Source organism: Priestia megaterium NBRC 15308 = ATCC 14581 (assembly GCF_000832985.1).
Classification (GTDB): domain Bacteria; phylum Bacillota; class Bacilli; order Bacillales; family Bacillaceae_H; genus Priestia; species Priestia megaterium.
In genome coordinates, this window is record NZ_CP009920.1 from 227,543 (window position 1) to 250,530 (window position 22,988).

Genomic DNA, 22,988 nt, shown 5'->3' on the forward strand with positions numbered 1-22,988 from the left:
CATTACCATATTAAATAAACAGTGAAGGAATCACTCGATTTTTCTTCAGCAACATTATAAGATAATAAGAAGTACGCTCATCATTGTTTAACATACTCCAAACAAATACTTACTGATTATTTCCTATTCTTCAACTAACAAATCTTTGTGCGAGTGGCAGCTTATACCTCATTTATGACACTGTGATTATAAAAACGTTACAGAAACCAACACAGCAAGGTACGTAGAAGCGTTACATGATAAGATAAACAGTAGATACTAATACAATTTCAAATTGATGCTGACGAATAAGTAATCATTTAAAAAGTGGTGAGAAAATGACAAAATGGCTTAGTGTAAAAGAATTATCTAAAGAAACAAGTATTCCTACTTCAACCATCAGAAGATATATAGATAAATTCCAATATTTCTTTATACAAAAAGAGGATCATCGACCAAAACAATATGAAGCTGCGGCTGCGACCGTTTTACTGAAAATTAAGCAGCTTTATGATGAGGGTTATCAAGCAGAAGAAATTAATGAATCTCTGCAAAAAGAATTCTCTTTGACTACAAGCGAGGATCAAGCTGCCGTGTCTCTAGAAGAAGCCGAAGACAAAGAGGACATAGAGAACACAGCAGAAACCGCTGACCAGCCCGAGGCCGACGACCAGCAGCCGACAACTTCTGAACTTCCTGTACAGCCTTCACCCCAACAAGAACCTGATACAAAACAAATTCTTCAGGAAAAAGACAAGCAGCTTATTCAATCTTTGCGTAAAAGCTTGCGTGAGCAGCAGGCCATTTCAGAATTAGTAGAAGCTTCAAAAGAAAGCAGCGTAGTAGGTAAAAAAAGATCGATTTTAAAACGATTATTCAAACGAAAAAAGGACTAAATTTGTAAACAAGCCTAGGCCATGAAACATCTTTATTTCTGATCATTAAATTTATGTAAAACAAAGTTTCTAAACTGTTTAACAGCCGGTGATAGATATCTTCCTTCAATCCATGCTAGTCCAATTACTCGGTGACAGTTGGCTTTAGCTAATGGGATTTTCACTATTTTGCTTTGATCTATTCCGTGTAAATCTGGAAGGATAGAAATTCCTAAACCGGCTCCTACAAGTCCCGCTACGGTGTCAGCTTCCTCTCCTTCAAACATAATGTGAGGCTTTCCCCCTGTCTCTTCAAATAACTGCTCAAACGTAAGACGAAGAGAAAAACCTTCTTTTAAGTGAATAAATGATTCCTCAGCAATTTCTTCTAGTGCAATTCTTTCACGATCAGCATACCGGTGATTTTTCGGTACGATCACAAACAGCTCTTCACTCCAAAGATGATGCCACTTAATGAACGATTTTTCTTCCATAGGCGCAATCAAACAAAGGTCCAGTTCACCGAGCTCCAGCTGCTCAAGAAGCACGTGAGAAGGACTTTGCCTCAGCTGAAAATTCACTTTAGGATATAAGCTGCGAAACGACGCAATTAAATCTGGAATTAAATCCGTGCTGAGCGTATGCAAAAATCCAAGTGACACCTGCCCTTTCTCAGGATCTAGCAGCGCTTGAATTTCCTCTTGTCCTTTATCAAATTCTTTCATCATATTATCTACACGCTTCAAAAAGACTTTACCGTATTGATTCAATCGAATGGAACGTCCTTGCCGGTCAAATAGCGGCGCTCCTACTTCCTCTTCAAAACGAGCGATTGAACGACTGAGCGCAGGCTGCGTAATTAACAGCTTTTCTGCTGCGCGCGTCATATGCTGCGTACGTGCTAGCGTTTGAAAATATTTAAACTGCTGCCATTCCATTTTGTACCATCTCCTTATCAAGCGGCTCTACTCATTACATAGATGTATGAAAAATATGATTATAATGAATTATACATTATAAATTAGAAGATGCTACTATAAAAAATGGAAACATACTTGAGGATGTTTTTAGTTCCTCTTGTCGATTGCTGTATACGGCACTTATTAAAATTTTATACTCATCATTTTCTAGCAGAAAGAAGAATTTGTCTTGAACCGTAAGGAAAGTTATTAAAAAGCTAACTAAGATATCATAGTAACTATACATCAAAAAGACCTTTCTATCACCATAAAAGAAAGGTCTTTTTTGAGAATGTAACACACATTTTTTCTTATATGTACCTCTTAAAGTAAACGTTTTAAAGTTTAACCCGTTCTACTAACTGCAGCAATTCATCATTAGGTCCGTGAAATAAAATCATACGACCGCCTTCAAGTGTTGGCTGAGGTTCCGGTGATAAAAATTCAATTCCTTTGCTCTTATAATGTTGAATTGCCTTATTTATATCTTCTACCGTAAAGGCAAGGTGGTTAACAATCCCGCTTTTGTTATACTCTCCAATCGGATCAATATCTCGAATGAGCTCAATTTCCATACCCGGCTGTTCTTCAAGATACAAAAAAGCCATCTCTCTTTTCTCGTTAGATCCTTGAAGGCGAACTTTAAAGCCAAACATATCCCCGTAGTAGTGAATCGTCTCATCCATATTTCCAACAATAATTGCTGTATGTTCCATTTTTTTAATCATCCATCTTCTCCCTTTCCCCTTGTTTAGTAAGTACAAGTAAACTATACAACAATTTAGGCAATATGTATTTACATATGTAAAGAAATTCAAGCACTCTATCAATGAGTCGGCTACGAGTTGAAAAATAACAAACAAAAAAACAAACCCAATTGGTTTGTTTTGATTACATATTTATAGTCAGTCTCTGTTTCAACAACGTTCGATAAGCCATGTTTTGTACCTTTGTACTGCAAACGATTTTACTCTCGTACTCAGGCGGTAATCATCTATCTACGATTACACATGTAACCGTCCGTCTCTCCGTTGAATTCCTTAGAGACAGTTCCCCTACCATTGTTTGGGTTTCTCGCTCGTGGGGTTTACCGCGTTCCACCTTTGCTGTTTCCAGCAAAGCTTCGTCACTGTGGCACTTTCAGGGATACTCGACCATATCCGAGGACTTAGGTGGTTTTTCCCGCCGTCAGCTAAGCTATAAGCCAAGCTGCCCTAGCTTATTTTTTCACTAGGCACGAACACTACGGGCATCTCAGCACCGTGCGAGCATGGACTTTCCTCTACATCAAATGATGCAGCGATTACCTGAACGTTATTTCAGATCGTGTATGAGTAGTATATGCGTTTTAGCTTGCCGAATCAAATGTAACTTTTGGTATGGATTCCATGTCAATTTTTGCAGTAAATTAAATAAAATAACTTGTTTCTGTACAATCTTTTTAGTAGATGAAACATCCGTAAGCCCAAGAAATATTCGCTTCATCCATTTCTAAGGGGGATACTTTGTTTCTCTGTAGAATACTCTATAAACCACATAAAAAGATGACAGAGGTGATGAAAAATGAAGGCTGACTTAAAATTTGATTTTCATACCCATCACGACCGATGCGGACATGCTCGCGGAACGATTCGAGATTATATAGAGGCATCTATTGATAAAGGCCTTGATATCATTGGGATTTCGGATCATTCTCCTTATTTCGCAAGCGAAGAAGACCAGCCGTATCCTCACATTGCGATGGGAAAAAGCGCATTCTCCGGATATGTAGCTGAGATTTTGAAACTAAAAGAAGAATATAAAGAAAAAATTGAAGTGCTGTTAGGCGTAGAGTCTGATTTCTTTCCCGATCATGCAAAAATATATCGTAGCTACTATGAAAAATATCCGTTTGACTACATAATCGGCTCTGTCCATCAAGTTGATGAAGTCAGCATCTTTCATAAAACGCGCTGGGAAGGCCTTTCTCAGCAAGAAAAGCAGCGCACGAAAGAAACGTATTATCAATTGATCGAAGAATCCGCCCGAAGCAGAATGTTTCAGATTCTTGGCCATATTGATGCCATGAAAGGATTCTATCCTTCTTTTTCTTCTATTCAGACAGCTGTTATTGATCAAACGCTAAAAGTGATTTCAGCACATGACATTGCCATAGAAGTGAATACATCAGGCAAAACCAAAGACTGCGGAGGCTGGTATCCTGCAGACGATATTTTGGAAAGAGCTCTGCACTACGGGGTACGCATGACATTTGGCTCCGATGCTCATGATCCGGAGCGCATTGGCGACGACTTTGAACTCGTAAAAAAGCGCCTTAAAGAAATCGGCTTTAAGGATTGGGTCTTTTTTAGACAGAAAAAAATGCAGGTGACACCTTTGTAAAACAGTAAACTTAAATACAAATACAAATATGCCTGAAGACACGCAGATGAAGGAACATCCCGTGTTTTCAGGCATGTGTTTTTCACCGAGAAACTTTGACTTTTGTAGCTGAAGATAAATCTTCTCCGTTCGTTTCAATTACTTGTTGTTTAGGCACCATTTTTTCATCGTCCAGACCTATCCTTATAGTCCCTCTACTATCTCCAACACTACTAATTTCCTACATAAAATAACCACATTTCATTTCAATTGTGCTACATTTAACTAAAAATGATTTCTTAATGAGGGACACGATTGTGAATTTAGATTTAACAGCTTATATAACGCTTATCTGTACGTCCGGTGTTCTTAATTTATACTTGTGCTTTTACGTGTTTATTAAACGTCACCACTACAGCAATATTGCGCATTTATTTATTCTTCATACAGGTTTCACCGCTATTTATTGTATGGGTGCGGCCTTTAGCTTACTATCTGTTAATCTTGAGGAAATGAAATTTTGGACCGTCGTTCAATACGTGGGCATGCCTTTTTCGCCTCCTGCAGGGCTGCTGTTTGTTATGCAGTATGTCGGCATAAAGGTAAGGAAAAAGCATATTTTTGCGCTTTTCATCATTCCTTTTATTAGTTTGATCATGGTCGCAACAAATGACTGGCATCACCTTCATTACCGCGTGTTTGAAATTGACCCAGTTTTAGGTGCTCCTTACATTCATCAAGAAATTGGACCATGGTATACGATTCACGGCATGTTCATCTTTTCGTCTATGTTCGTTGCTTTTTTGCTCGCCGTTTACCGCTGGAAAGAAACAGCCAAAGCTTACCGCCTGCAGTTAATTGCATTAATGGTCGGGCAATTAGTCCCTATCGTCACAGCTTTTGTCTATTTAATGGGCTTTACGCCGCAGGGAATTGATCCAGTTCCTATGGTTTTATGGGTTTCTTCTTTTTTATATTTATGGTCCATTAACTCATCCCGTATGTTTACAGTTATGCCCGTTGCGAAAGATGCGATATTTAACAGCATTAATGACGGTGTTATCGTGCTTGATGAAGCTTACAGATTAATTGAATTTAACTTAGCGTCGAAGAACATGTTTCCGCAGCTGAAAAAAGCGATGTTTGGAAAACGGTTTGCTGATATTTGGTTCACGCTATCGGGCAGTTCATTTCCTTTTACATTCGAAAATAAAAACAGCAGTCAAGAGCTGCAGCTTTTTTTCGCGGACCAATCTCAGTATACGTATCAAGTTCGCACCTCTCCTTTGCAGTATGCTAACAACAGTCACGGGTTGCTGCTTATTTTTACGGATATCACGGAGCTAAAAAGACTTCAGCTAAAGCTTGAAAATCAAGCTTATTACGATGAGCTGACGCAAATTTATAACCGCAGGGCATTTTTTCAGCACAGCAAGCAAGCGTTCGAAGAAGCAAAAAAGTCTGCATCTTCTTTTACGCTTCTTATACTTGATATTGATTATTTTAAAAAAGTGAACGATACGTATGGTCATTATACCGGCGATCAGGTGCTTGTACATGTCGTAAAAGCCTGCCAGTCCGTATTACCGCAAGGAGCGCTTTTTGCTCGGTACGGCGGTGAAGAATTTGTACTCACGCTAAAGGGCTATACATCATCAGAAGCTGAGGTCCTTGCCAATCAGCTTCGCAGGCACGTTGAGACTCAGCCCTTACGTATCAATGAAGAAACCATTTCTGTTACGCTAAGCCTTGGAGTAGCCCAAGCAGCAAAACAAGAAAACGACACGTTGGATGACCTTTTAAATAAAGCAGATATTGCTCTGTACGCTGCCAAACAAAACGGACGCAACCAAGTACGTTTGTATGAAGAGAAAAAAGAAATGCTAAAAAGAACCTGAACATCATTGTTTCGGTTCTTTTTGCTTTTGACTAATATTCTTTCATTTATCAAGTAAAAGGGCTAAAAGACTTGATTTTGTTTATGTATTTGAAAACCGCTCATCTTATAAACTGTATGTAGATCAAAAAAAGGAGAGATAGAGATGAAGATTACACATATTCGAAATGCTACCTTACTTGTTGAATACGAGGGAAAAACGTTTTTAATTGATCCTATGTTAGCGGAAAAAGGAACTTACCCCCCTTTTTCAAATTCGAGCAGACAAGATCAAAACAACCCTTTAGTGAACTTACCGATATCCGTTGAAGAAATTATTGCTGATGTAGATGCGGTTATTGTTACTCACCTCCATTTAGACCATTTTGACGATGCCGCTAAACAGGCGTTACCAAACGATATCAAAATGTTCGTTCAAAATGAAGAAGATGCCGCAGTAGTAAAAGAAGCTGGTTTTAAAAATGTAGAAGTACTTACGCAAAACACGGTTTTTGAAGGCGTTGAATTAATCAAAACAAAAGGCGAGCACGGAAGAGGAGAAATTTTAAAGCGTACTGGTTTAGTGTGCGGCGTTGTTTTTAAACATAAGAGTGAAAAAACCCTCTATATAGCTGGAGACACGGTATGGTATGCCGCTGTTGAAGAAGAAATCAACACCCATCAACCGGATGTCATTGTCGTAAATGGCGGTGATAATCAGTTTTTAGAAGGCGGTTCTCTTGTAATGGGGAAAGAAGATATTTACGAAGTATACAAAGCAGCTCCTAAGGCTACGATTATTTCTGTCCATATGGAAGCTGTAAACCACTGGACGCTATCAAGGGAAGAATTAAAAGGCTTTATCAAAGAAAAAGACATGACATCTCACGTCTTTGTTCCAGATGATGGCGAGGTTTATATTTTTAAGTAGAAGAGATTGAGACATAACAAAATCATTCCAATGTAAAGACGGACAAATGAGATCGCATGAATCGCTCGCTTATGACACCGCCGTTGATTTCCGTGCAAGACTACGCTTTCCGCGGGCGACAGATGAGCCTCCTCGTCGCTTGCGCTCCTGCGGGGTCTCATCTGTTCCGCTTTTCCCGCAGGAGTCTTCGCCTTGCCCTCCAATCTACGGCTAGAAGTAACTAAATTGAGTAAACCTACCTTCCCTCTGCCAATAAAAAATTCGACCGATTCATCGTTCAGGTCACCCTTCAACTAACATACTTTTGCCCCAGCCTCTTTTTATAGCCGTTTCATTTATCAAGTAGTAGTCGTAGTAGCAACCGCTGAAGTGCTCGCAATAACCGCTAGCATAGCCGCTTGCTGAGCTTGAATAATAGTTTCAATCGTTGTATAGATGCCCGTTTCGACCAGTCTAGAATCCTTCAGCTTTTCACTGATAACCAAATTAACCGCCAGCATAACATTGATGTCTTTCTGCCATTTAAAAAGTTTGTCTGCGTTTAGCTGTTTCACTACTTCATGGATGGTTTCAATTTCAGTTTCTGGTTTTTCAAATAGTGCTAATAAGCCAATGACCGGGTAATGCATCGCTTTCACTTTGATACCTGCCGATTCACAGGCTTCTTTTACAGATACGCATATTTCAATAAGGGTATCCGCATGTAGGTTTTTATCGATTGCGAGAATATGACTTAAAAATTGAAGGTCATTTCCTTTTTTAAATCCATGCTGCCCCAATGTGGTATAGAAGTGTTCAATTTCATGCATCAAATCATCAACAGACTCGCTCGTTTCAGCTAATAAAACGGCAAGAGGTACATCACCGCTTGATGTAAGGAAGAGATGCTTTTTTTTCATGCCTTGATAAATTTCTACTGACCTTCGAACCGTTTCTTTATGACTTCGACTTGACTCATTCGACAGCATAGCGGAAGCCGCGATATACGTAAATGCGCCTCTCGTAAACCCGCCTTGTACCAATTGATCATATACATCCAGAAATACATGAAACGTTTCTTTTGGATTCTCATAGCAGGTATCTAGCATGGCTGCAATCGTAAACCTCTGCGATGATTTTAATGTAGAAAACATTCCTACTTGATTTTTAATATAGTCACTTAACTCAATATAAGGCTGAAGCTGAAGCGATTTGCCTTTCACTACATACATAGAAGCGATAGCCATAAACTGCTTCGGATCTGCCACTTTCCATTTGAGTTCATTTTTTAAGCTGATATAAAAACCTCTATACTGATCTACTTTTTGTTGAATCGTTTCCGGTAGCATATCAACACGTCCTTTATTCGTCGTTAGCTTATATACGCAACACTTCAATAAAAGTTTCAATATTTGGTAAATACGCCGTACATTTATGACAATACGAAAAAGACCCCCCAATATTCCGAGGTCTTTTTCATTCAGTTCTACCTATTAACCTCTTCCCGCTTGGAAAGAAGGATATTTTGTCATACCGCCATCAGCAAATAGTGTAATACCTGTTACGTAGCTTGCTTGTGACGATGCTAAGAATGCTGCAACTGAGGCAATTTCTTCCGGATTGCCGATGTAGCCCATTGGAATCATGCTTTCTACGTCTGCACGCTGTTCCGGATCTGCGAATTTTTCAGCGTTGATTGGCGTATCAATCGCGCCTGGTCCAATGTTATTTACGCGAATACCTTTTGGCGCATATTCAAGAGCCAACGTTTCCGTCATTAGCTTCATACCGCCTTTACTTGCTGCATAGTGAACAAATAGTGGCCAAGGAATCATTTCGTGAACGCTGGACATGTTAATAACGTTTCCTTTAATGTCATTTTCAACAAAATATTTAATCGCTTCGCGGCTTCCTAAAAATGCGCCCGTTAAGTTTGTATCGATTACTTGATTCCAGTTTTCTAATGATAATTCGTGAGAAGGAACCGGGTTTTCAACACCTGCATTATTAATCATAACGTCTAATGTGCCAAATTCTTTAACAGCTGTCTCTACAAGGTTCACAACGTCTTCTTCTTTGGTTACGTCGCCTCGAACAATAATTGCTTGACCGCCAGCTTGTTCAATTTCTTTTTTTACTTCTAGCGCTTCATCTTCATTGCTGCGGTAGTTTACAACCACTTTTGACTGCTCTTGGCCAAAACGAACCGCCATTGCGCGACCCAACCCTTTTGATCCACCTGTTACAACTACTACTTTATCTTTTAAATCTGTATACATCTTGAAGTCCTCCTAATTTTTCTGCCTGATATGTCTTGCTATACTGTACTAATTATAAATACAGTTTAGGTTTTAAAAAGAGAATAAACATTTCTCTATCTCTTCTTTCTTAAACTGTCATTCATTTAAAAAGTAACAAATTCACTTTTGCCTCTTTTCGTTACTTATCGTAACTAAGAGAAATAAAGTAGTCAAACTTTTTGTTTTATCATTCTTATTATTTATTTTTATCACTTACTCTCTTCATCTCTATTTCCCGCAGGATATGGTTTCACACTTCCCATTAACCCCACTTCAAAAGTTTAAACTTTTTCCCTTGCAATTCTTAAATCAATGTATTATATTGTTGATGTATCAATTATTGATATGTCAAACAATTGTCCGCAATCGAAAATATAGGAATGACAATAAATAAGTTTAACGCCTAAAAAGAAAGGAATAATGACTATGACTATGACTACAAAAGACTTTAACGAAATTGCTTTAAAACGCCGTTCAATTAAAAATTATGATCCTTCAGTAAAAATCAGCCGTGAGGAAATGGAGGAAATTCTTACAGAAGCTATGCGCGCTCCTTCTTCTGTTAATATGCAGCCGTGGCGCTTTGTTGTAATTGAAACGCCGGAAGGCAAAGAAAAATTAGCTAAACTTGCGAAATTTAACAGTGAACAAGTTCATACATCTTCAGCTGTTATTGCCGTGTTTGGTGACATGAACAACGTCGAATATGCAGACGAGATTTTCGGAAAAGCAGTAGAGCTTGGCTATATGCCTCAGGACATTAAAGAACAGCAGCTAAATTTCTTTAAGCCGATCTACGAAAACATGCCAAAAGCAGATATGAAAGACATCGTGCTAATTGATTCAGGTCTTGTATCTATGCAGCTTATGCTTGTTGCTCGCGCTCACGGATATGATACAAATCCAATCGGCGGATACGAAAAACACTTAATCGCAGAAGAATTCGGTTTAGATAAAGAACGTTATCTTCCAATTATGCTTATCTCAATCGGGAAAGCGGCAAGCGAAGGCCATGCTTCTTACCGTTTACCGGTCAATACGGTTACAACTTGGAAATAAGCAGTAGCTAGTTCTATTTAGTAAATAAAGGGCTAAAATTGTGAAGTAAAAGGAGATTTTCTGATGAATAACTATCAAGAACTTACAAAAAAACAGCTTTCATTCTTTAATAGCGGTAAAACAAAAGACGTTGCGTTCCGTATCGAAACGCTAAAGAAATTAAGAGAACTTGTTGTACGTCATGAAGACGACATTTTAAAAGCAGTAAAAGCTGACCTTAACAAACCAGAATTTGAAGCAAAACGTGCAGAAGTTGGTCTTGTGCTAAGTGAAATCGACTTTGCAGTTGAGAATCTTGCAGAATGGACAGCGGCAAAAGAAGTAGAAACACCATCTACTCACGCAGGAGCAAAAAGCTACATTTATCAAGATCCATACGGTTTAGCTCTAGTGATTGCACCTTGGAACTATCCGTTCCAACTTGCTGTATCACCAGTAGTAGGCGCGATTGCTGCAGGTAACTGCGTGGTGTTAAAGCCTTCTGAATTAACACCTCATACGTCAAGCCTTCTTGCTAAGATGTTTAATGAAAACTTCCCTGAAGAACACTTGACGGTAGTCGAAGGTGAAGTGGAAACAAGCACGGCTTTACTAAAAGAAAACTTTGATTACATCTTCTTTACAGGAAGTACAATGGTCGGCAAAATTGTGGCAGAAGCTGCTGCTAAACATTTAACGCCTGTGACGCTTGAGCTAGGCGGAAAAAGTCCTACAATTGTACACGAAGATGCAAATATTGAAGAAGCAGCAAAACGCATTGCGCGCGGTAAATTTGCAAATGCTGGTCAAACTTGCGTAGCGCCAGACTACATTCTTGTTCAGCGAAATGTAAAAGACGAGCTCCTAGCTAACCTAAAACAAGTCGTAACAAACACGTACGGCAAAGATGTTTCACAAAATCTAGACTTCCCTCACGTAGTGAGCCAAAAGCATTTTGATCGTCTTAGCAGCTTCTTAACAAACGGAGATATTGTTTTTGGAGGCAAAACGGATCGTTCTCGTCTGTTTATTGAACCAACTGTTCTTGATAACATCTCATGGGAAGACAATGTGATGCAAGATGAAATCTTTGGACCAATTCTTCCAGTCATCGTATACGATGAAATCTCAGAAGTAATCCAAGCAATCGTAAAACGTCCAAAACCATTAGCACTTTATCTTTTCTCTGAAGATGAAGCAGTCCAAGATCACATCTTAAACAGCGTGTCATTCGGCGGCGGCTCTATCAATGATACGATTAACCATATGACGTCTCACTACCTTCCATTTGGCGGCGTTGGTGACAGCGGAATGGGTGCGTATCACGGAAAAGCAAGCTTTGATACATTTTCACATGCTAAAAGCATCTTAAAACGTTCAAATAAATAAAGAAAAAGCCGAAGTCAGCGTCTGACTTCGGTTTTTTTATTCCTTCATCTGTTTGGCGATTTGTTCATATTGCTCTTCTTTTTTTGTAGAAACCGCTAAATCACAAAGAATATGCAAAAAGTACTTTTTATCTTGAACAAATAAATACTCTTCTTCAAAGCCTTTAGAAATGTATACAGCAAACTCCCAAATATCGTCGTAATAAGCCGGTCCAATGGCCTCAGCGAGATTTCCAAGCGTTTTGAGCAGCTCCATCGTGATGATAATATTCCGTCTCGCATAGTGCCGGATATTAGCGAATCCATCATATAAAAAGTCCTCAAATTTTTTATCAGGAATCACCATTCGTATCACGCCGCTGTCATCCACTAAATAAGAAGAAAATTGACTAACTTCACAAATTTCCCGAAGAATATCGCTAATTTGATGAATGGAGTTAACCGCCGTTTTGAAATCATCATTCCCCAGTGATTTAACTGCCATCTCCACAAACTTCGTAATGATATACGTAGTATCTTGAATATCAGTCTGAGATTTCCCTACATGGATATATTGGTGAAAGACGGTACAATCCATTTCATCGTGCTCTGTCGAATCTCTATGCCAATAATAAAACAATACGGTTCCGCTGAGCACATAATCCCCTACTTCACGCTCCATTTTTATAACTAAATTATGCTCTTTGGCGCAGTGAATCAATCGGCTGTAGTTCAGCGTTTGAATATAGCCGGATGTTTGAATACATACCGGCTTTTTCTCTCCTTCTGGAAAAGAAAATTGTTCGCTATGACTAGACTTTGTTCGGTGAATCTCCAGTTCCTCTCGAATCGTTGTCTTAATCGCTTTTATGGACGCTGTTTTCATCGATTGAGTCATATGATTTACTTGCAGCCACCTAACAGAATGATTAATAAAGTAGACAAACGTACCCGCACTAAAAACAGACAGGGCTGTCGTCACAAACGGAATCGCAAAATATCCGTTTACTTGAGAGCTGTTTAAAAATAAAAACACAAAAAGTGTATACAAAAAACTCCCTATGAAAATACCCAGAATTCGCTGAGTAGACTTAGAAGAAGCAAAGTTTTTTAACACGCGAGGAGAAAACTGAGCTGCAAATGATGTAAATACAACAAGCATTAAGTTGAAGGTAAACGTCGTAATCGATAGAATTCCCGGCATAATCGTACTTACTAACGTATTGGTTAAATCCATGTTGATTGAAAAAAATGAAGGAACCTTCTCTCCTACTTTGCAGTAATAGTCGAGAAACAGCGTCAGCACAGCTAAAAGAACAGAAAAAAAAGCATAAATTAAGGGACTAAACCATATTTGACTAGTTAATTCATCTTTAAAAGCACGAGGAGAAAGCTGTTTCCTTGCCGCTATCCATCTAAATGTATTCATATAAAACCTTCCTTTTTATTTGTAAATCTCTAGCTTTTTTCTTAGTTCCCTTAATTTTTCTAATTATGCTTATATAATGGAAAAAATCTATTTTTTAAGGTATAACTGTACAAAGAAAAAAAAGAGGTTGAGACATACCTAATTAATTCGATTTAAATACGCACAAATAGGATACATGAGCTGGACCGCTTGTGACACCGCAGTTGATTTACGTCCAAGACTTCGTCTTGCCCTTCAATCAACTGCTAGAAGTAACTGAATGAATATATGAAAGCTATGTTCACCACGTAAATAAAAAATCCGAACGCGTCGGATTCTCAATCAAGAATCCATCTCGTTCGGATTTTCTTTCAAGTAACCTAATCTTATCTCAGCTTTTTTTTACTCTTATCTTTTTACCAGCCCCGGCTCGCTCCGCCGCCTCCAGAGCTGCCGCCTCCCCCTCCGCGAGGACCGCTGCCGTTGCCACCGCCACCGCCTCTTCCTCCAAATATGACAAGGAAGTTTAGCAGAAATTGCGTGATCGCTCCTTTAAAAAAGACGAAGTCTAGAATAAGTAAGCCCACAATAACAGCTGCAATCAGCAGCGTTTGAAGAGTTGTTAAATGAACACCGCTATCAGAGGGCGGAGATGCTTTTGGCACTTTTTGTTCAAAATCTGTTCCTAAATCATACTCTTTCACCACTTGGTTATAAACAGCTTTGTATGTGCTTTCTAGCGCCGTATCGTATTTTCCATTTTTCAAGTTAGGAATAGCATAAGAATCTAAAATTTCTCCCGATTTGATATCGGTGATAGCTCCTTCTAACCCATATCCTACTTCGATTCGGATTTTTCGTTCTTTTTTAGCGAGCAAAATAAGAACGCCATTGTTCAGCTTTTTATCACCTAGTTTGTACTTTCGAAACGCTTCATTCGCGTACTCTTCTACATCCGCATCACCTAATGAATTCACGGTAAGAATCGCTACTTGAGCTTTCGTTTCATCATCCAATTTTCTGCCCATTTGGTTTATTTCAGCTTTTTCCTGATCGTTTAATAAATGAGCAAAATCTTGAACGTAAATATCGCCTACCGGATTTGGAATATCAGGTGCAGCAAAAGCAACGCTTACCATATTACATAAAAGAGACAATAATAAAGCAAACGAAGCAAGAAATTTCATCACTTATCGCTCCCAAAATCAACTTTCGGCGCTTCTTTTTCTTCATTTGTTACTTCAAAATACGGTTTTTTTTCAAAGCCGAACGTACCCGCTAACATGCTTTTAGGAAATCTCTTAACCGATTTATTGTATTTCGCAACTTCATCGTTATAGTCTTTACGTGCTACAGCGAGTCGATTTTCCGTTCCTTCTAAACTATCCATTAAGCTTCTGAAGTTTTCATTCGCTTTTAAATCCGGATATTTTTCAACCACTACGAGCAGGCGGCTTAATGCGCCGCTTAACTGTTGATTAGCATCAGCTTTATCTTCAGGAGTTTTCGCTCCCGCTAGCTGCGCTCTTGCCTGAGTGACTGAATCAATTGCTTCCTGCTCATGCTTAGCATAGCCTTTGACCGTTTCGACTAAGTTCGGAATTAGATCAGCTCTTCTTTTTAATTGATTATCTATTTGGGAAAATTTATTATCTACATCTTCCTCTGCGCTAACAAGGCTATTGTAAGAGCTCACTCCGTAAATTACAACAAGCACTAACACAATGATCGTAGCGATCAAACCTTTGTTTTTCAATGTACTACCTCTTTTCTTCATCAAAATTATGTATCTACTTACTAGTACGAATCATACCCTAAAAAGATTCATTTTTTACCAATTTTATTTGTATTGCACGTCTAAGTAAGACATCTCCTAACAATCAATCCCTCTATAAGGTGAAATACTTTTCTCTACCTAGTCTTTCTATCAATTAGCACATGTAACCCTTCTCGATTTTATCTTGTTTCACAATAGAAAAAAAGGAATACCTCTTGGCTATTCCTTTTTTAGCTTAAGGCCATCCTTCAATCTTGTATGCGACTCGGTGAAATTCAGGAACCGTTACAAATTGATAGTCGTTTTTTATTAAATACTTAATAAGTTTCGGCAATGAAGCAACAATTTGATCTCGCGCTCCGCTGCCGTATCGATCCCCATCGTGCATGACAATAAGATTCTTTTCTTGTAAATTTTTAATCGTATATTTGCATATGGCCAATGGATCTTCCTCACGCCAATCCTGACTATCTACATTCCATAGAACAGACGTCATTCCCAATTCCTTAATAGCAGCAAGAGCTGTATCATTTATCGAACTGTAAGGTGCACGAAATAGCTTAGGAGAATAACCTATTATTTTCTCTATTTGAATATTTGTAGAAGTGATTTCTTTCCATAATTCACGTTTAGAAAGAGTTGTAATATCAGGATGACTCCACGTATGATTTCCAATTACGTGCTTTGCTCTATGAATACGTCGGATCAGCTTCGGAAATTTTTCCGCTTCTGCACCTACGACAAAAAAGGTCGCACGTACATTATACCTTTTTAGAATTTTTAAAATAGCAGCCGTGTAGGCTGAGGGTCCATCATCAAACGTTAACGCAACATATTTTGGTGAATTTTGATTCATATGTTCTCCCCTTATATAAAATAGATATAGAAATAAACCCCTCACTTTGTGGGTGTAAGCTGAGGGGCTTTTACGGCGAGATAATTTTCAAGAGATGATGTTATATCTTTTTCTGCATACAATACTGCTATAGGTAATAGATTTGTTCAAAAGAACTCGCCAAGTAGTCAAATCCGCGAGGCCGCAGTGTTTCAAACTGCTGAATAATTTTTATTCTTTCCTCTGAGCCTCCAGGAAGATCGTAGAGTTTCGTCACAGGCTGTCCATTATTTAAATATTCAATAATTCTAAAAAGCATGACGCGAAAAGCATGTTTAAATTCATTATATTCGCCAGGAAAACGTTCCTCCAGCTGATTATATTCAACTAATGTTTTATGCATATGCATAAACGGAAGCTCTTTCCATTCAAGAGATAAAATAAGAACGTCTATATGTGGGTGTTTGTTAACAAAACGATAGTGGTTACCCCACTGCTCTTTCACTTTCCGCTTCGATATTCCATGTTCTTGATGATAGGCAACTGTAGAGGGATCTAAAACAAACTGTACGCCATTTTTATACAATCGATACCCAAGCTCCCAGTCTTCCGCCCCGTAGCCGATAAACGTCTCATCAAAAAGACCGGATTTTTTTAAGTTCGCTTTTCTTACTGATACATTCCCACTTAAAAAGGCAATATAAGGTAGCGTAAATCCTTCAAGTCGCTCTCCGAAATGTTTTAGCCCGCTGTTAAGAAAATAACGATTAGGAAAGGATAAACGTTGAAAACGGTTTGTATCAATATCTTCTTTTGTTACAAGAGGACAAGGAACATTTGAATGCTGCTTCGTCTGTTCATAGTTTTCATACAATCTTCTATACTCAGGATCCCTACCGATTAGTTCTTTCAAGTGAGCCATTTGATCTTTATTATAGTCTGGCATAATAAACGTATAGACTCCCTCATAATGCATGGCTCCAGTAACTACAAGATTTGATTCATGCATATGATGTTTATAATGATTTTCAATAAAAACAGGGGGAGCCAGCATTTCTCCGTCTAAAAAGATTAAAAGATCTCCTTCAGCATGATTAATTCCTATATTACGTACTGAGGAACGCCCTTTATTTTGTTTCATTTGAATATATTTAAATTTGAACGGAACATCCACTTCTTTTAAAATGTTGGACGTGTTATCAGAAGACGCATCATCGACTAAAATAACTTCATATTCAGCGTGGGGAAACGTTTGTTTTGATAAACCGTAAAGCGAAAGAGAGGTTTGATGATACTTATTGTACGTAGGCATAACGATGCTAACTTTAATAGGATGCTTGTGATTGTTTTTTATACTCATTTTATATAATGGATAGTCTGTTATATCAACTTTATTGGTTTCATTCACTGCGTCAGCTTTGTCGTATGGTTTATTGGTTTCATTCACTGCATCAGCTTTGTCGTATGGCTTATTGGTTTCATTCACTGCATCAGCTTTGTCGTATGGCTTATTGGTTTCATTCACTGCGTCAGCTTTGTCGTATGGTTTATTGGTTTCATTCGCTGCATCAGCTTTGTCGTATGGTTTATTGGTTTCATTCACTGCATCAGCTTTGTCGTATGATTTATTGGTTTCGTTTGCTGTATTAACTTTGTCGCGTGATTTATTTTTTTTGTTCCCCTTATTAACTTTGTCGCGTAATTTATCCACTTTGTTAGTTGAGTCGTCTGACCTATTCCCTTTATTTTTTTTATCCTTTGACTTATTAAGTTTATCTTTGAGCTTTTTTAAGGAATGTGGACTATTGTTTTTCTTTCTAATATAATACTTTCCATCTTCAGGGTTGTAGTAGTATTCATACGAGTCTATTTTAATCATCCTTTCTTTGTTTTTCCTCTATATACTATTCAATAAATGACCGGGTGCTTGTACAATATATAATTTTTTTTAGAAAAGGCGTATATAATAGATTCGGGAACTTTGGTAGATCGTTCTATCGAATTAGAAACACATTCTCTTATCATAAATAAGTGTTCTACTTCTCAGTATAAAAAAGCTGCTTACAACTTCATACGTTATAAGCAGCTCCCTTTTATAGCTGATTTCCATATACCCCATCAATATTCGCAACAGCCGTTTGATCAAATATATCTGCATCCATATTTGTATTTTTCATTCGCGCACAAGCAGCTGAAATGTCTCCATATGTTGAGTTGATTCCAACAGATTTAACATCCGCTGTGTGTCCGTTGTGAAGAACTTCTCCAAAATTCATCGATCCGTTTCTTGCCATACCATTAATTCTCGTGTTACAGATGTTAATAACTCCTGCCATGACCATACCACCTTTTCTTAAAATGAATTCGTACATCGTATGCTTTGACAAGCCTATTTGTGAAAAGTTTTCAAGAAGTGAAAAGCAAGGTACAAATACTAGTGAAATTATTCATTTCACCCTGCTTCACCCAAAGTTTCCACATGTTTTTATGCTTTTTCTGTTACAATAAATGCATAAGTTATTTTTCATCCATATTGTTTGAAGGAGGATACGTAATATGGACGAACCAAAAGATATTCAACCTAAAGTAGAAAAAAGTTTCGAACTGATTGGCAAGAAGTGGACAGGATTAATCATTTATGTGCTTATGAGCGGTCCTAAACGCTTTAGTGAATTAAATGAAAGTATACCAGCCTTAAGCAGAAGGCTTTTGACAGAACGAATTAAAGAGCTTGAAGACCACGGAATTGTTGTCCGAAATGTCATTCCGGACCGCCCTATTCGTTCTGAATATTCGCTGACTCAAAAAGGAACGGAGTTAGGTAAAATATTAGGGCCGATTAGCCAGTGGGCAGAAAGCTGGGTGCAAGATTAATAAAACTACTCCATAGAAAGGATGAGCATCATGGCAAATGTTCTCTATATTACTGCACACCCTTTAGCTGAAGACGAATCACTTAGCATGGCTGTGGGGAAAGAATTTATCGACGTATATAAGCAAACACATCCAGAAGATGATGTAGTTCATTTAGATTTATATCAAGCAGATATTCCATACTTAGATGCAGACGTATTTAACGGCTGGAAAAAGCTTCGTTCTCACTCTTCCATCCAGGATTTATCAACGGATGAACGATTAAAAGTGGGACGATTAGCCGAACTAGGCGGACAGTTCGTACTCGCTGACAAATATATTTTTGTCACGCCAATGTGGAATTTCTCTGTTCCTGCGATTATGAAAACGTACATTGATGCGATTACCGTGTCAGGTAAAACCTTTACATATACAAAAGAAGGCGCTCAGGGATTGCTTAAAGGAAAAAAAGCGATTCATATTCAATCCCGCGGAGACGTGTATTCAGAAGGCCCTGAAATGGCAAGAGAAATGGGCCACCGCTATTTAGAAATTATGATGGACTTCTTTGGAATCGAAGCGTTTGAAAGCATTATTATCGAAGGGCAAGTAAAATTCCCGGATCAAATTCCGCAAATTAAAGAAAAAGCACTCCAAACAGCCCATTCAATGGCCAAAACGTTTTAAATTCAATAGAAAAGAAAAAGACCTCGAAGCAGATCGAGGTCTTTTTCTTTCCTCTTCCCTCCCTTATATTTCCCTTGAAATAATGATCACCTTCCTGCTCGTTTTACGCTGAAAATAGATTTAAAGGAAAGATAAAAAGCTGTTATTTTTTGTTACTATTAATAACGCATGAAGCAAAAATGTACGATTTTTCTTTTTCGTTTTTTAATTATCTACGTTCAAAAAAGATGGTTCCTCTAAATGAATAACGTTTAAAATAACACTTTAAAATGAAATAAACCTTTGTTTTTAAAGGGATTATCTACAAAACTCAAAAGCGTAATACTCTTAAAAACGTTTGTGAATATGATAAAACCCAATAAAAAACCTTTGACTAAATTTGTTACGTAAGTTACTATTAATAACGTAGTAGATGTTTCCGAACATATTATCTTTAATTCATGAAACAACATTTATATATTGAAGACAGAAAGGTGAAAAGAATTATGGCAAAAGTATTATATATTACAGCAAACCCTAACGATGCTACGCAATCATTCAGTATGGCTGCGGGAGATGCATTCATTAACGAGTATAAAGAAGTAAACCCAACGGATGAGATTGTTCACGTTAATTTATATCAAGAACATATCCCTCACATCGACGGCGATGTATTCAGCGGATGGGGTAAACTTGGAAGCGGCGCAGAATTTGACGCGCTTACTCCTGAAGAACAGCGCAAAGTTGCTCGTTTAAACGAGTTAAGTGACCAATTTGCTCAAGCGGACAAATATGTATTTGTTACACCAATGTGGAACTTCTCATTCCCACCAGTGATGAAAGCATATTTAGATGCTGTAGCAGTAGCTGGAAAATCATTTAAATATACAGCAGAAGGTTCTGTAGGTCTATTAACAGATAAAAAAGCGTATCATATTCAAGCAAACGGCGGTATCTACTCTCGCGGCCCTGCTGGTGAATTAGAAATGGGTCACCGCTATATGCGCATTATGATGAACTTCTTCGGCGTTCCCTCTATCGGAAGCCTATTTGTAGAAGGACAGGCTGCAATGCCAGATAAAGCACAAGAAATTAAAGAAGACGGCATTGCTCGCGCTAAAGAAGCTGCACGTACGTTTTAATAAAAACTGCAAGCATGAAAAAAAGGAACATCTCCCCATGTTCCTTTTTTTCATGCTTGCATTTATACCTTTGCTTCCCCGCGCAGCAGCGAATAAACATATGTATCAAACGGGATGCCGTTTTGGTACAGGTACTCTCTTAGCGTCCCTTCCTTTTTAAATCCTAATTTGCTCAACAAGGCGATAGATCCACTATTTTGCGTAAATACAATCGCTCCTATACGATTGTATTGAAGTTCGTTGAAGTCATAAGAAATCGCTTCATGAACGGCTTCTGTCGCGTATCCTTTGTTCCAATACTCCGGAAAAAGAGCATAGCTTACGTTCGCTTTCTTATGCTCAGAAGACCACTCTTGAAACCCTATTGTTCCAATCAGCTTTTCTTTTCCTTTTAGCTGAATCCCCCATTTAATCAATTGCTTTTCTTCGTAGCCTTTGGAAAAATTCTTAATGATCTCCTTCACTTGGTTGATCGATTCTAAAGGTTTTTGCCCGTAATAGCGCAGAACCTCTTCATCAGAAAAGCATTCTAAAATCTCACCGGCATCATCTTCTACAATTTTTCTTAACATCAGCCGTTTTGTCTCTAATTCTGGAAACATTTTCTTCCCTCTTTTCTGCGCAGCTTATCTATCTACGGTAAAGCATACTATTCTCCTCTCAACTAGCAATATCCTGCTAAAATCCTACCCGGGAGGACTCATTTCCTATCCAAATAGTCGATTTACAGCGGAGATAGTGGTATTTTATATAGTGGGCATAAGTTGCTTTTTATCAACACAGAGGCGGTGAACGCAGAAATGAACCAAGATAAAGAATTGCTGTCCACGATACACGCTCTTCAAAAAGAGCTGCAGCAAGAAAAAGAAAACCGTGCGTATATGCAAAAAGATATGGACGAACTAAGAAGCGCTTTATTACAATCAGAACAAGTAAAACAAAACTTAATTGATCAGCTAGAAAAGAAAGTCGATTTGATTTTAACGTTGATTCAAAAAGGAGACACATAAAGGAATGGATTTTTTTAAAAACAGCAAAATACTATACACTATTGTGGCACTTGTTATTGCCCTCATCGCTGTATTTACCAACAATTCGCCCATTTCCCTCATTCAGCAGCATGAAAATTCAAGCAGCACATCGAGTAGCACATCGGACACTACATCAAGCAACCAATGCTCTGCAGAGACTCAAAGCGACAGGTTATTTACCGGCAAAGAACTTGTCTTACAAGAAGGAAATGATAAATACGGATATTGCCACATTATCGCGCATATGCAAAAACCAGGCGTTGACAACTATCAAGGTAAAAGCCAATTCAGTAAGTATTTAAATGAAAAACAAGCGATGTCTGTTGCTGAAGAAGTCATCAACGAAGGCGAAGACGGCACCAACAATAAATCTGGCAACTACGTTAAAGAAAAGTATATTAGTTCTTTAAACCAAGAAGTTAGAGTTGTGTATACTGACTACAGAGGCAAAGACTACGACTACAGCGTAACGACCATGTATCCAATTGGTCATTAATAATAATGCAGTGAATAAAAGCAGGCGCATGCCTGTTTTTTTTATTTTACCTCTATTTATGATTTACACCTTTAAAAAAGTCTCTGTAAATTTACAGTAGCACTTTTACCTCTTGGACATATTCTAAATATAAAAAAGAAACAGCCCCTTGCTTCTTTTTTAGAAAGAGGTTAAAAAATGAGTAACAAGTACAGAGTTAGAAAAAACGTATTACATCTTACCGACACGGAAAAAAGAGATTTTGTTCGTACCGTGCTAATACTAAAGGAAAAAGGGATATATGACCGCTATATAGCCTGGCATGGTGCAGCAGGTAAATTTCATACTCCTCCGGGCAGCGATCGAAATGCAGCACATATGAGTTCTGCTTTTTTACCGTGGCATCGTGAATACCTTTTACGATTCGAACGTGACCTTCAGTCAATCAATCCAGAAGTAACCCTTCCTTATTGGGAATGGGAAACGGACGCACAGATGCAGGATCCCTCACAATCACAAATTTGGAGTGCAGATTTTATGGGAGGAAACGGAAATCCCATAAAAGATTTTATCGTCGATACCGGGCCATTTGCAGCTGGGCGCTGGACGACGATCGATGAACAAGGAAATCCTTCCGGAGGGCTAAAACGTAATTTTGGAGCAACGAAAGAGGCACCTACACTCCCTACTCGAGATGATGTCCTCAATGCTTTAAAAATAACTCAGTATGATACGCCGCCTTGGGATATGACCAGCCAAAACAGCTTTCGTAATCAGCTTGAAGGATTTATTAACGGGCCACAGCTTCACAATCGCGTACACCGTTGGGTTGGCGGACAGATGGGCGTTGTGCCTACTGCTCCGAATGATCCTGTCTTCTTTTTACACCACGCAAATGTGGATCGTATTTGGGCTGTATGGCAAATTGTTCATCGTAATCAAAACTATCAGCCGATGAAAAACGGGCCATTTGGTCAAAACTTTAGAGATCCGATGTACCCTTGGAATACAACCCCTGAAGACGTTATGAACCATCGAAAGCTTGGGTACGTATACGATATAGAATTAAGAAAATCAAAACGTTCATCATAACCCGTTCTAGAAACAGCAGTATACAATCAAAAACAGGTAAACCC

23 protein-coding genes and 1 other RNA gene are annotated in these 22,988 nt (G+C 38.3%); 12 read left to right on the top strand and 12 right to left on the bottom strand.

Annotation, left to right across the window (positions count from 1 at the left end; genetic code table 11):
* The first annotated feature begins 317 nt into the window (after positions 1 to 317).
* Positions 318 to 875 carry a MerR family transcriptional regulator gene (locus BG04_RS01775; RefSeq protein ID WP_034650280.1) on the top strand — a complete coding sequence of 186 codons (558 nt, stop codon included), beginning with the start codon at positions 318 to 320 and terminating at the stop codon, positions 873 to 875.
* A 32-nt stretch (positions 876 to 907) separates the two neighbouring features.
* On the opposite strand, the gene BG04_RS01780 is transcribed toward BG04_RS01775, so the two are convergent.
* The 3 genes from BG04_RS01780 to rnpB all read right to left on the bottom strand — a co-directional run bounded on the left by BG04_RS01780 (position 908) and on the right by rnpB (position 3,128).
* Entirely contained in the window at positions 908 to 1,792 is an 885-nt protein-coding gene (locus BG04_RS01780; protein ID WP_034650279.1) for a LysR family transcriptional regulator, read from the bottom strand.
* A gap of 359 nt (positions 1,793 to 2,151) precedes the next feature.
* Positions 2,152 to 2,541, bottom strand: a complete 390-nt coding sequence (locus BG04_RS01785; RefSeq protein WP_034650277.1) for a VOC family protein — start codon at positions 2,539 to 2,541, stop codon at positions 2,152 to 2,154.
* Between the two features lie 198 nt (positions 2,542 to 2,739).
* Positions 2,740 to 3,128: RNase P RNA component class B (gene rnpB, locus BG04_RS29250), an RNA gene on the bottom strand.
* Between the two features lie 248 nt (positions 3,129 to 3,376).
* Between rnpB and BG04_RS01790 the strand changes: the two genes are divergently transcribed.
* From BG04_RS01790 to BG04_RS01800, 3 genes are all read left to right on the top strand, one after another.
* A complete protein-coding gene (locus BG04_RS01790; RefSeq protein ID WP_034650275.1) occupies positions 3,377 to 4,195 on the top strand; it encodes a histidinol-phosphatase in 819 nt (272 codons plus the stop codon).
* A 296-nt stretch (positions 4,196 to 4,491) separates the two neighbouring features.
* The gene (locus BG04_RS01795) at positions 4,492 to 6,072 is read left to right on the top strand and encodes a sensor domain-containing diguanylate cyclase (protein ID WP_034650273.1); all 1,581 of its coding nucleotides are present in this window, start codon (positions 4,492 to 4,494) and stop codon (positions 6,070 to 6,072) included.
* A 144-nt stretch (positions 6,073 to 6,216) separates the two neighbouring features.
* Positions 6,217 to 6,981: an MBL fold metallo-hydrolase gene (locus tag BG04_RS01800; RefSeq protein WP_034650272.1), complete on the top strand. Its 765-nt coding sequence runs from the start codon at positions 6,217 to 6,219 to the stop codon at positions 6,979 to 6,981.
* Positions 6,982 to 7,319: 338 nt separating this feature from the next.
* Here BG04_RS01800 and BG04_RS01810 read toward each other — a convergent pair whose 3' ends face one another.
* Both BG04_RS01810 and gdh read right to left on the bottom strand, forming a co-directional pair.
* Positions 7,320 to 8,309, bottom strand: a complete 990-nt coding sequence (locus tag BG04_RS01810) for a DUF4003 family protein (RefSeq protein WP_034650270.1) — start codon at positions 8,307 to 8,309, stop codon at positions 7,320 to 7,322.
* A gap of 144 nt (positions 8,310 to 8,453) precedes the next feature.
* Positions 8,454 to 9,239, bottom strand: a complete 786-nt coding sequence (gene gdh / locus BG04_RS01815) for a glucose 1-dehydrogenase (protein WP_034650269.1) — start codon at positions 9,237 to 9,239, stop codon at positions 8,454 to 8,456.
* Positions 9,240 to 9,692: 453 nt separating this feature from the next.
* Here gdh and BG04_RS01820 point away from each other — a divergent pair, with 453 nt between their 5' ends.
* Together BG04_RS01820 and BG04_RS01825 are read left to right on the top strand one after the other, a co-directional pair.
* Complete coding sequence (locus BG04_RS01820; protein ID WP_034655063.1) at positions 9,693 to 10,319, top strand: nitroreductase family protein; 627 nt, start codon at positions 9,693 to 9,695, stop codon at positions 10,317 to 10,319.
* 63 nt (positions 10,320 to 10,382) lie between these two features.
* Positions 10,383 to 11,687, top strand: coding sequence for an aldehyde dehydrogenase (locus tag BG04_RS01825; protein ID WP_034650268.1), 1,305 nt, complete (start codon positions 10,383 to 10,385; stop codon positions 11,685 to 11,687).
* A gap of 36 nt (positions 11,688 to 11,723) precedes the next feature.
* On the opposite strand, the gene BG04_RS01830 is transcribed toward BG04_RS01825, so the two are convergent.
* From BG04_RS01830 to BG04_RS01855, 6 genes are all read right to left on the bottom strand, one after another.
* The gene (locus tag BG04_RS01830) at positions 11,724 to 13,094 is read right to left on the bottom strand and encodes a DUF2254 domain-containing protein (protein WP_034650267.1); all 1,371 of its coding nucleotides are present in this window, start codon (positions 13,092 to 13,094) and stop codon (positions 11,724 to 11,726) included.
* Positions 13,095 to 13,489: 395 nt separating this feature from the next.
* Positions 13,490 to 14,260 carry a TPM domain-containing protein gene (locus BG04_RS01835; RefSeq protein WP_016766607.1) on the bottom strand — a complete coding sequence of 257 codons (771 nt, stop codon included), beginning with the start codon at positions 14,258 to 14,260 and terminating at the stop codon, positions 13,490 to 13,492.
* Complete coding sequence (locus BG04_RS01840) at positions 14,260 to 14,829, bottom strand: LemA family protein (RefSeq protein WP_016766606.1); 570 nt, start codon at positions 14,827 to 14,829, stop codon at positions 14,260 to 14,262. Before BG04_RS01840 ends, BG04_RS01835 begins: the two co-directional genes overlap by 1 nt.
* 256 nt (positions 14,830 to 15,085) lie before the next feature.
* A complete protein-coding gene (locus BG04_RS01845) occupies positions 15,086 to 15,706 on the bottom strand; it encodes a polysaccharide deacetylase family protein (protein WP_034650264.1) in 621 nt (206 codons plus the stop codon).
* Between the two features lie 127 nt (positions 15,707 to 15,833).
* Positions 15,834 to 17,564 (bottom strand): glycosyltransferase family 2 protein, encoded by a 1,731-nt coding sequence (locus BG04_RS01850; RefSeq protein ID WP_230586528.1) that lies wholly within the window; start codon positions 17,562 to 17,564, stop codon positions 15,834 to 15,836.
* A 214-nt stretch (positions 17,565 to 17,778) separates the two neighbouring features.
* Positions 17,779 to 18,021 carry a spore germination protein gene (locus BG04_RS01855; protein ID WP_013084095.1) on the bottom strand — a complete coding sequence of 81 codons (243 nt, stop codon included), beginning with the start codon at positions 18,019 to 18,021 and terminating at the stop codon, positions 17,779 to 17,781.
* 220 nt (positions 18,022 to 18,241) lie between these two features.
* Between BG04_RS01855 and BG04_RS01860 the strand changes: the two genes are divergently transcribed.
* The 3 genes from BG04_RS01860 to BG04_RS01870 all read left to right on the top strand — a co-directional run bounded on the left by BG04_RS01860 (position 18,242) and on the right by BG04_RS01870 (position 20,346).
* On the top strand, positions 18,242 to 18,559 hold the full coding sequence (locus tag BG04_RS01860; protein ID WP_013058076.1) for a winged helix-turn-helix transcriptional regulator: 318 nt from the start codon (positions 18,242 to 18,244) through the stop codon (positions 18,557 to 18,559).
* Positions 18,560 to 18,589: 30 nt separating this feature from the next.
* Positions 18,590 to 19,225 (top strand): FMN-dependent NADH-azoreductase, encoded by a 636-nt coding sequence (locus BG04_RS01865; protein WP_016766604.1) that lies wholly within the window; start codon positions 18,590 to 18,592, stop codon positions 19,223 to 19,225.
* Between the two features lie 485 nt (positions 19,226 to 19,710).
* Positions 19,711 to 20,346, top strand: a complete 636-nt coding sequence (locus BG04_RS01870) for an FMN-dependent NADH-azoreductase (RefSeq protein ID WP_013058078.1) — start codon at positions 19,711 to 19,713, stop codon at positions 20,344 to 20,346.
* Between the two features lie 62 nt (positions 20,347 to 20,408).
* Here BG04_RS01870 and BG04_RS01875 read toward each other — a convergent pair whose 3' ends face one another.
* Positions 20,409 to 20,948, bottom strand: a complete 540-nt coding sequence (locus BG04_RS01875) for a GNAT family N-acetyltransferase (protein ID WP_034650260.1) — start codon at positions 20,946 to 20,948, stop codon at positions 20,409 to 20,411.
* Positions 20,949 to 21,146: 198 nt separating this feature from the next.
* On the opposite strand from BG04_RS01875, the gene BG04_RS01880 reads away from it, so the two are divergent.
* From BG04_RS01880 to BG04_RS01890, 3 genes are all read left to right on the top strand, one after another.
* Complete coding sequence (locus BG04_RS01880) at positions 21,147 to 21,356, top strand: hypothetical protein (RefSeq protein ID WP_029323142.1); 210 nt, start codon at positions 21,147 to 21,149, stop codon at positions 21,354 to 21,356.
* Positions 21,357 to 21,360: 4 nt separating this feature from the next.
* On the top strand, positions 21,361 to 21,873 hold the full coding sequence (locus tag BG04_RS01885) for a hypothetical protein (RefSeq protein WP_013084099.1): 513 nt from the start codon (positions 21,361 to 21,363) through the stop codon (positions 21,871 to 21,873).
* A gap of 177 nt (positions 21,874 to 22,050) precedes the next feature.
* On the top strand, positions 22,051 to 22,944 hold the full coding sequence (locus BG04_RS01890) for a tyrosinase family protein (RefSeq protein ID WP_034650258.1): 894 nt from the start codon (positions 22,051 to 22,053) through the stop codon (positions 22,942 to 22,944).
* Positions 22,945 to 22,988: the final 44 nt, after the last annotated feature.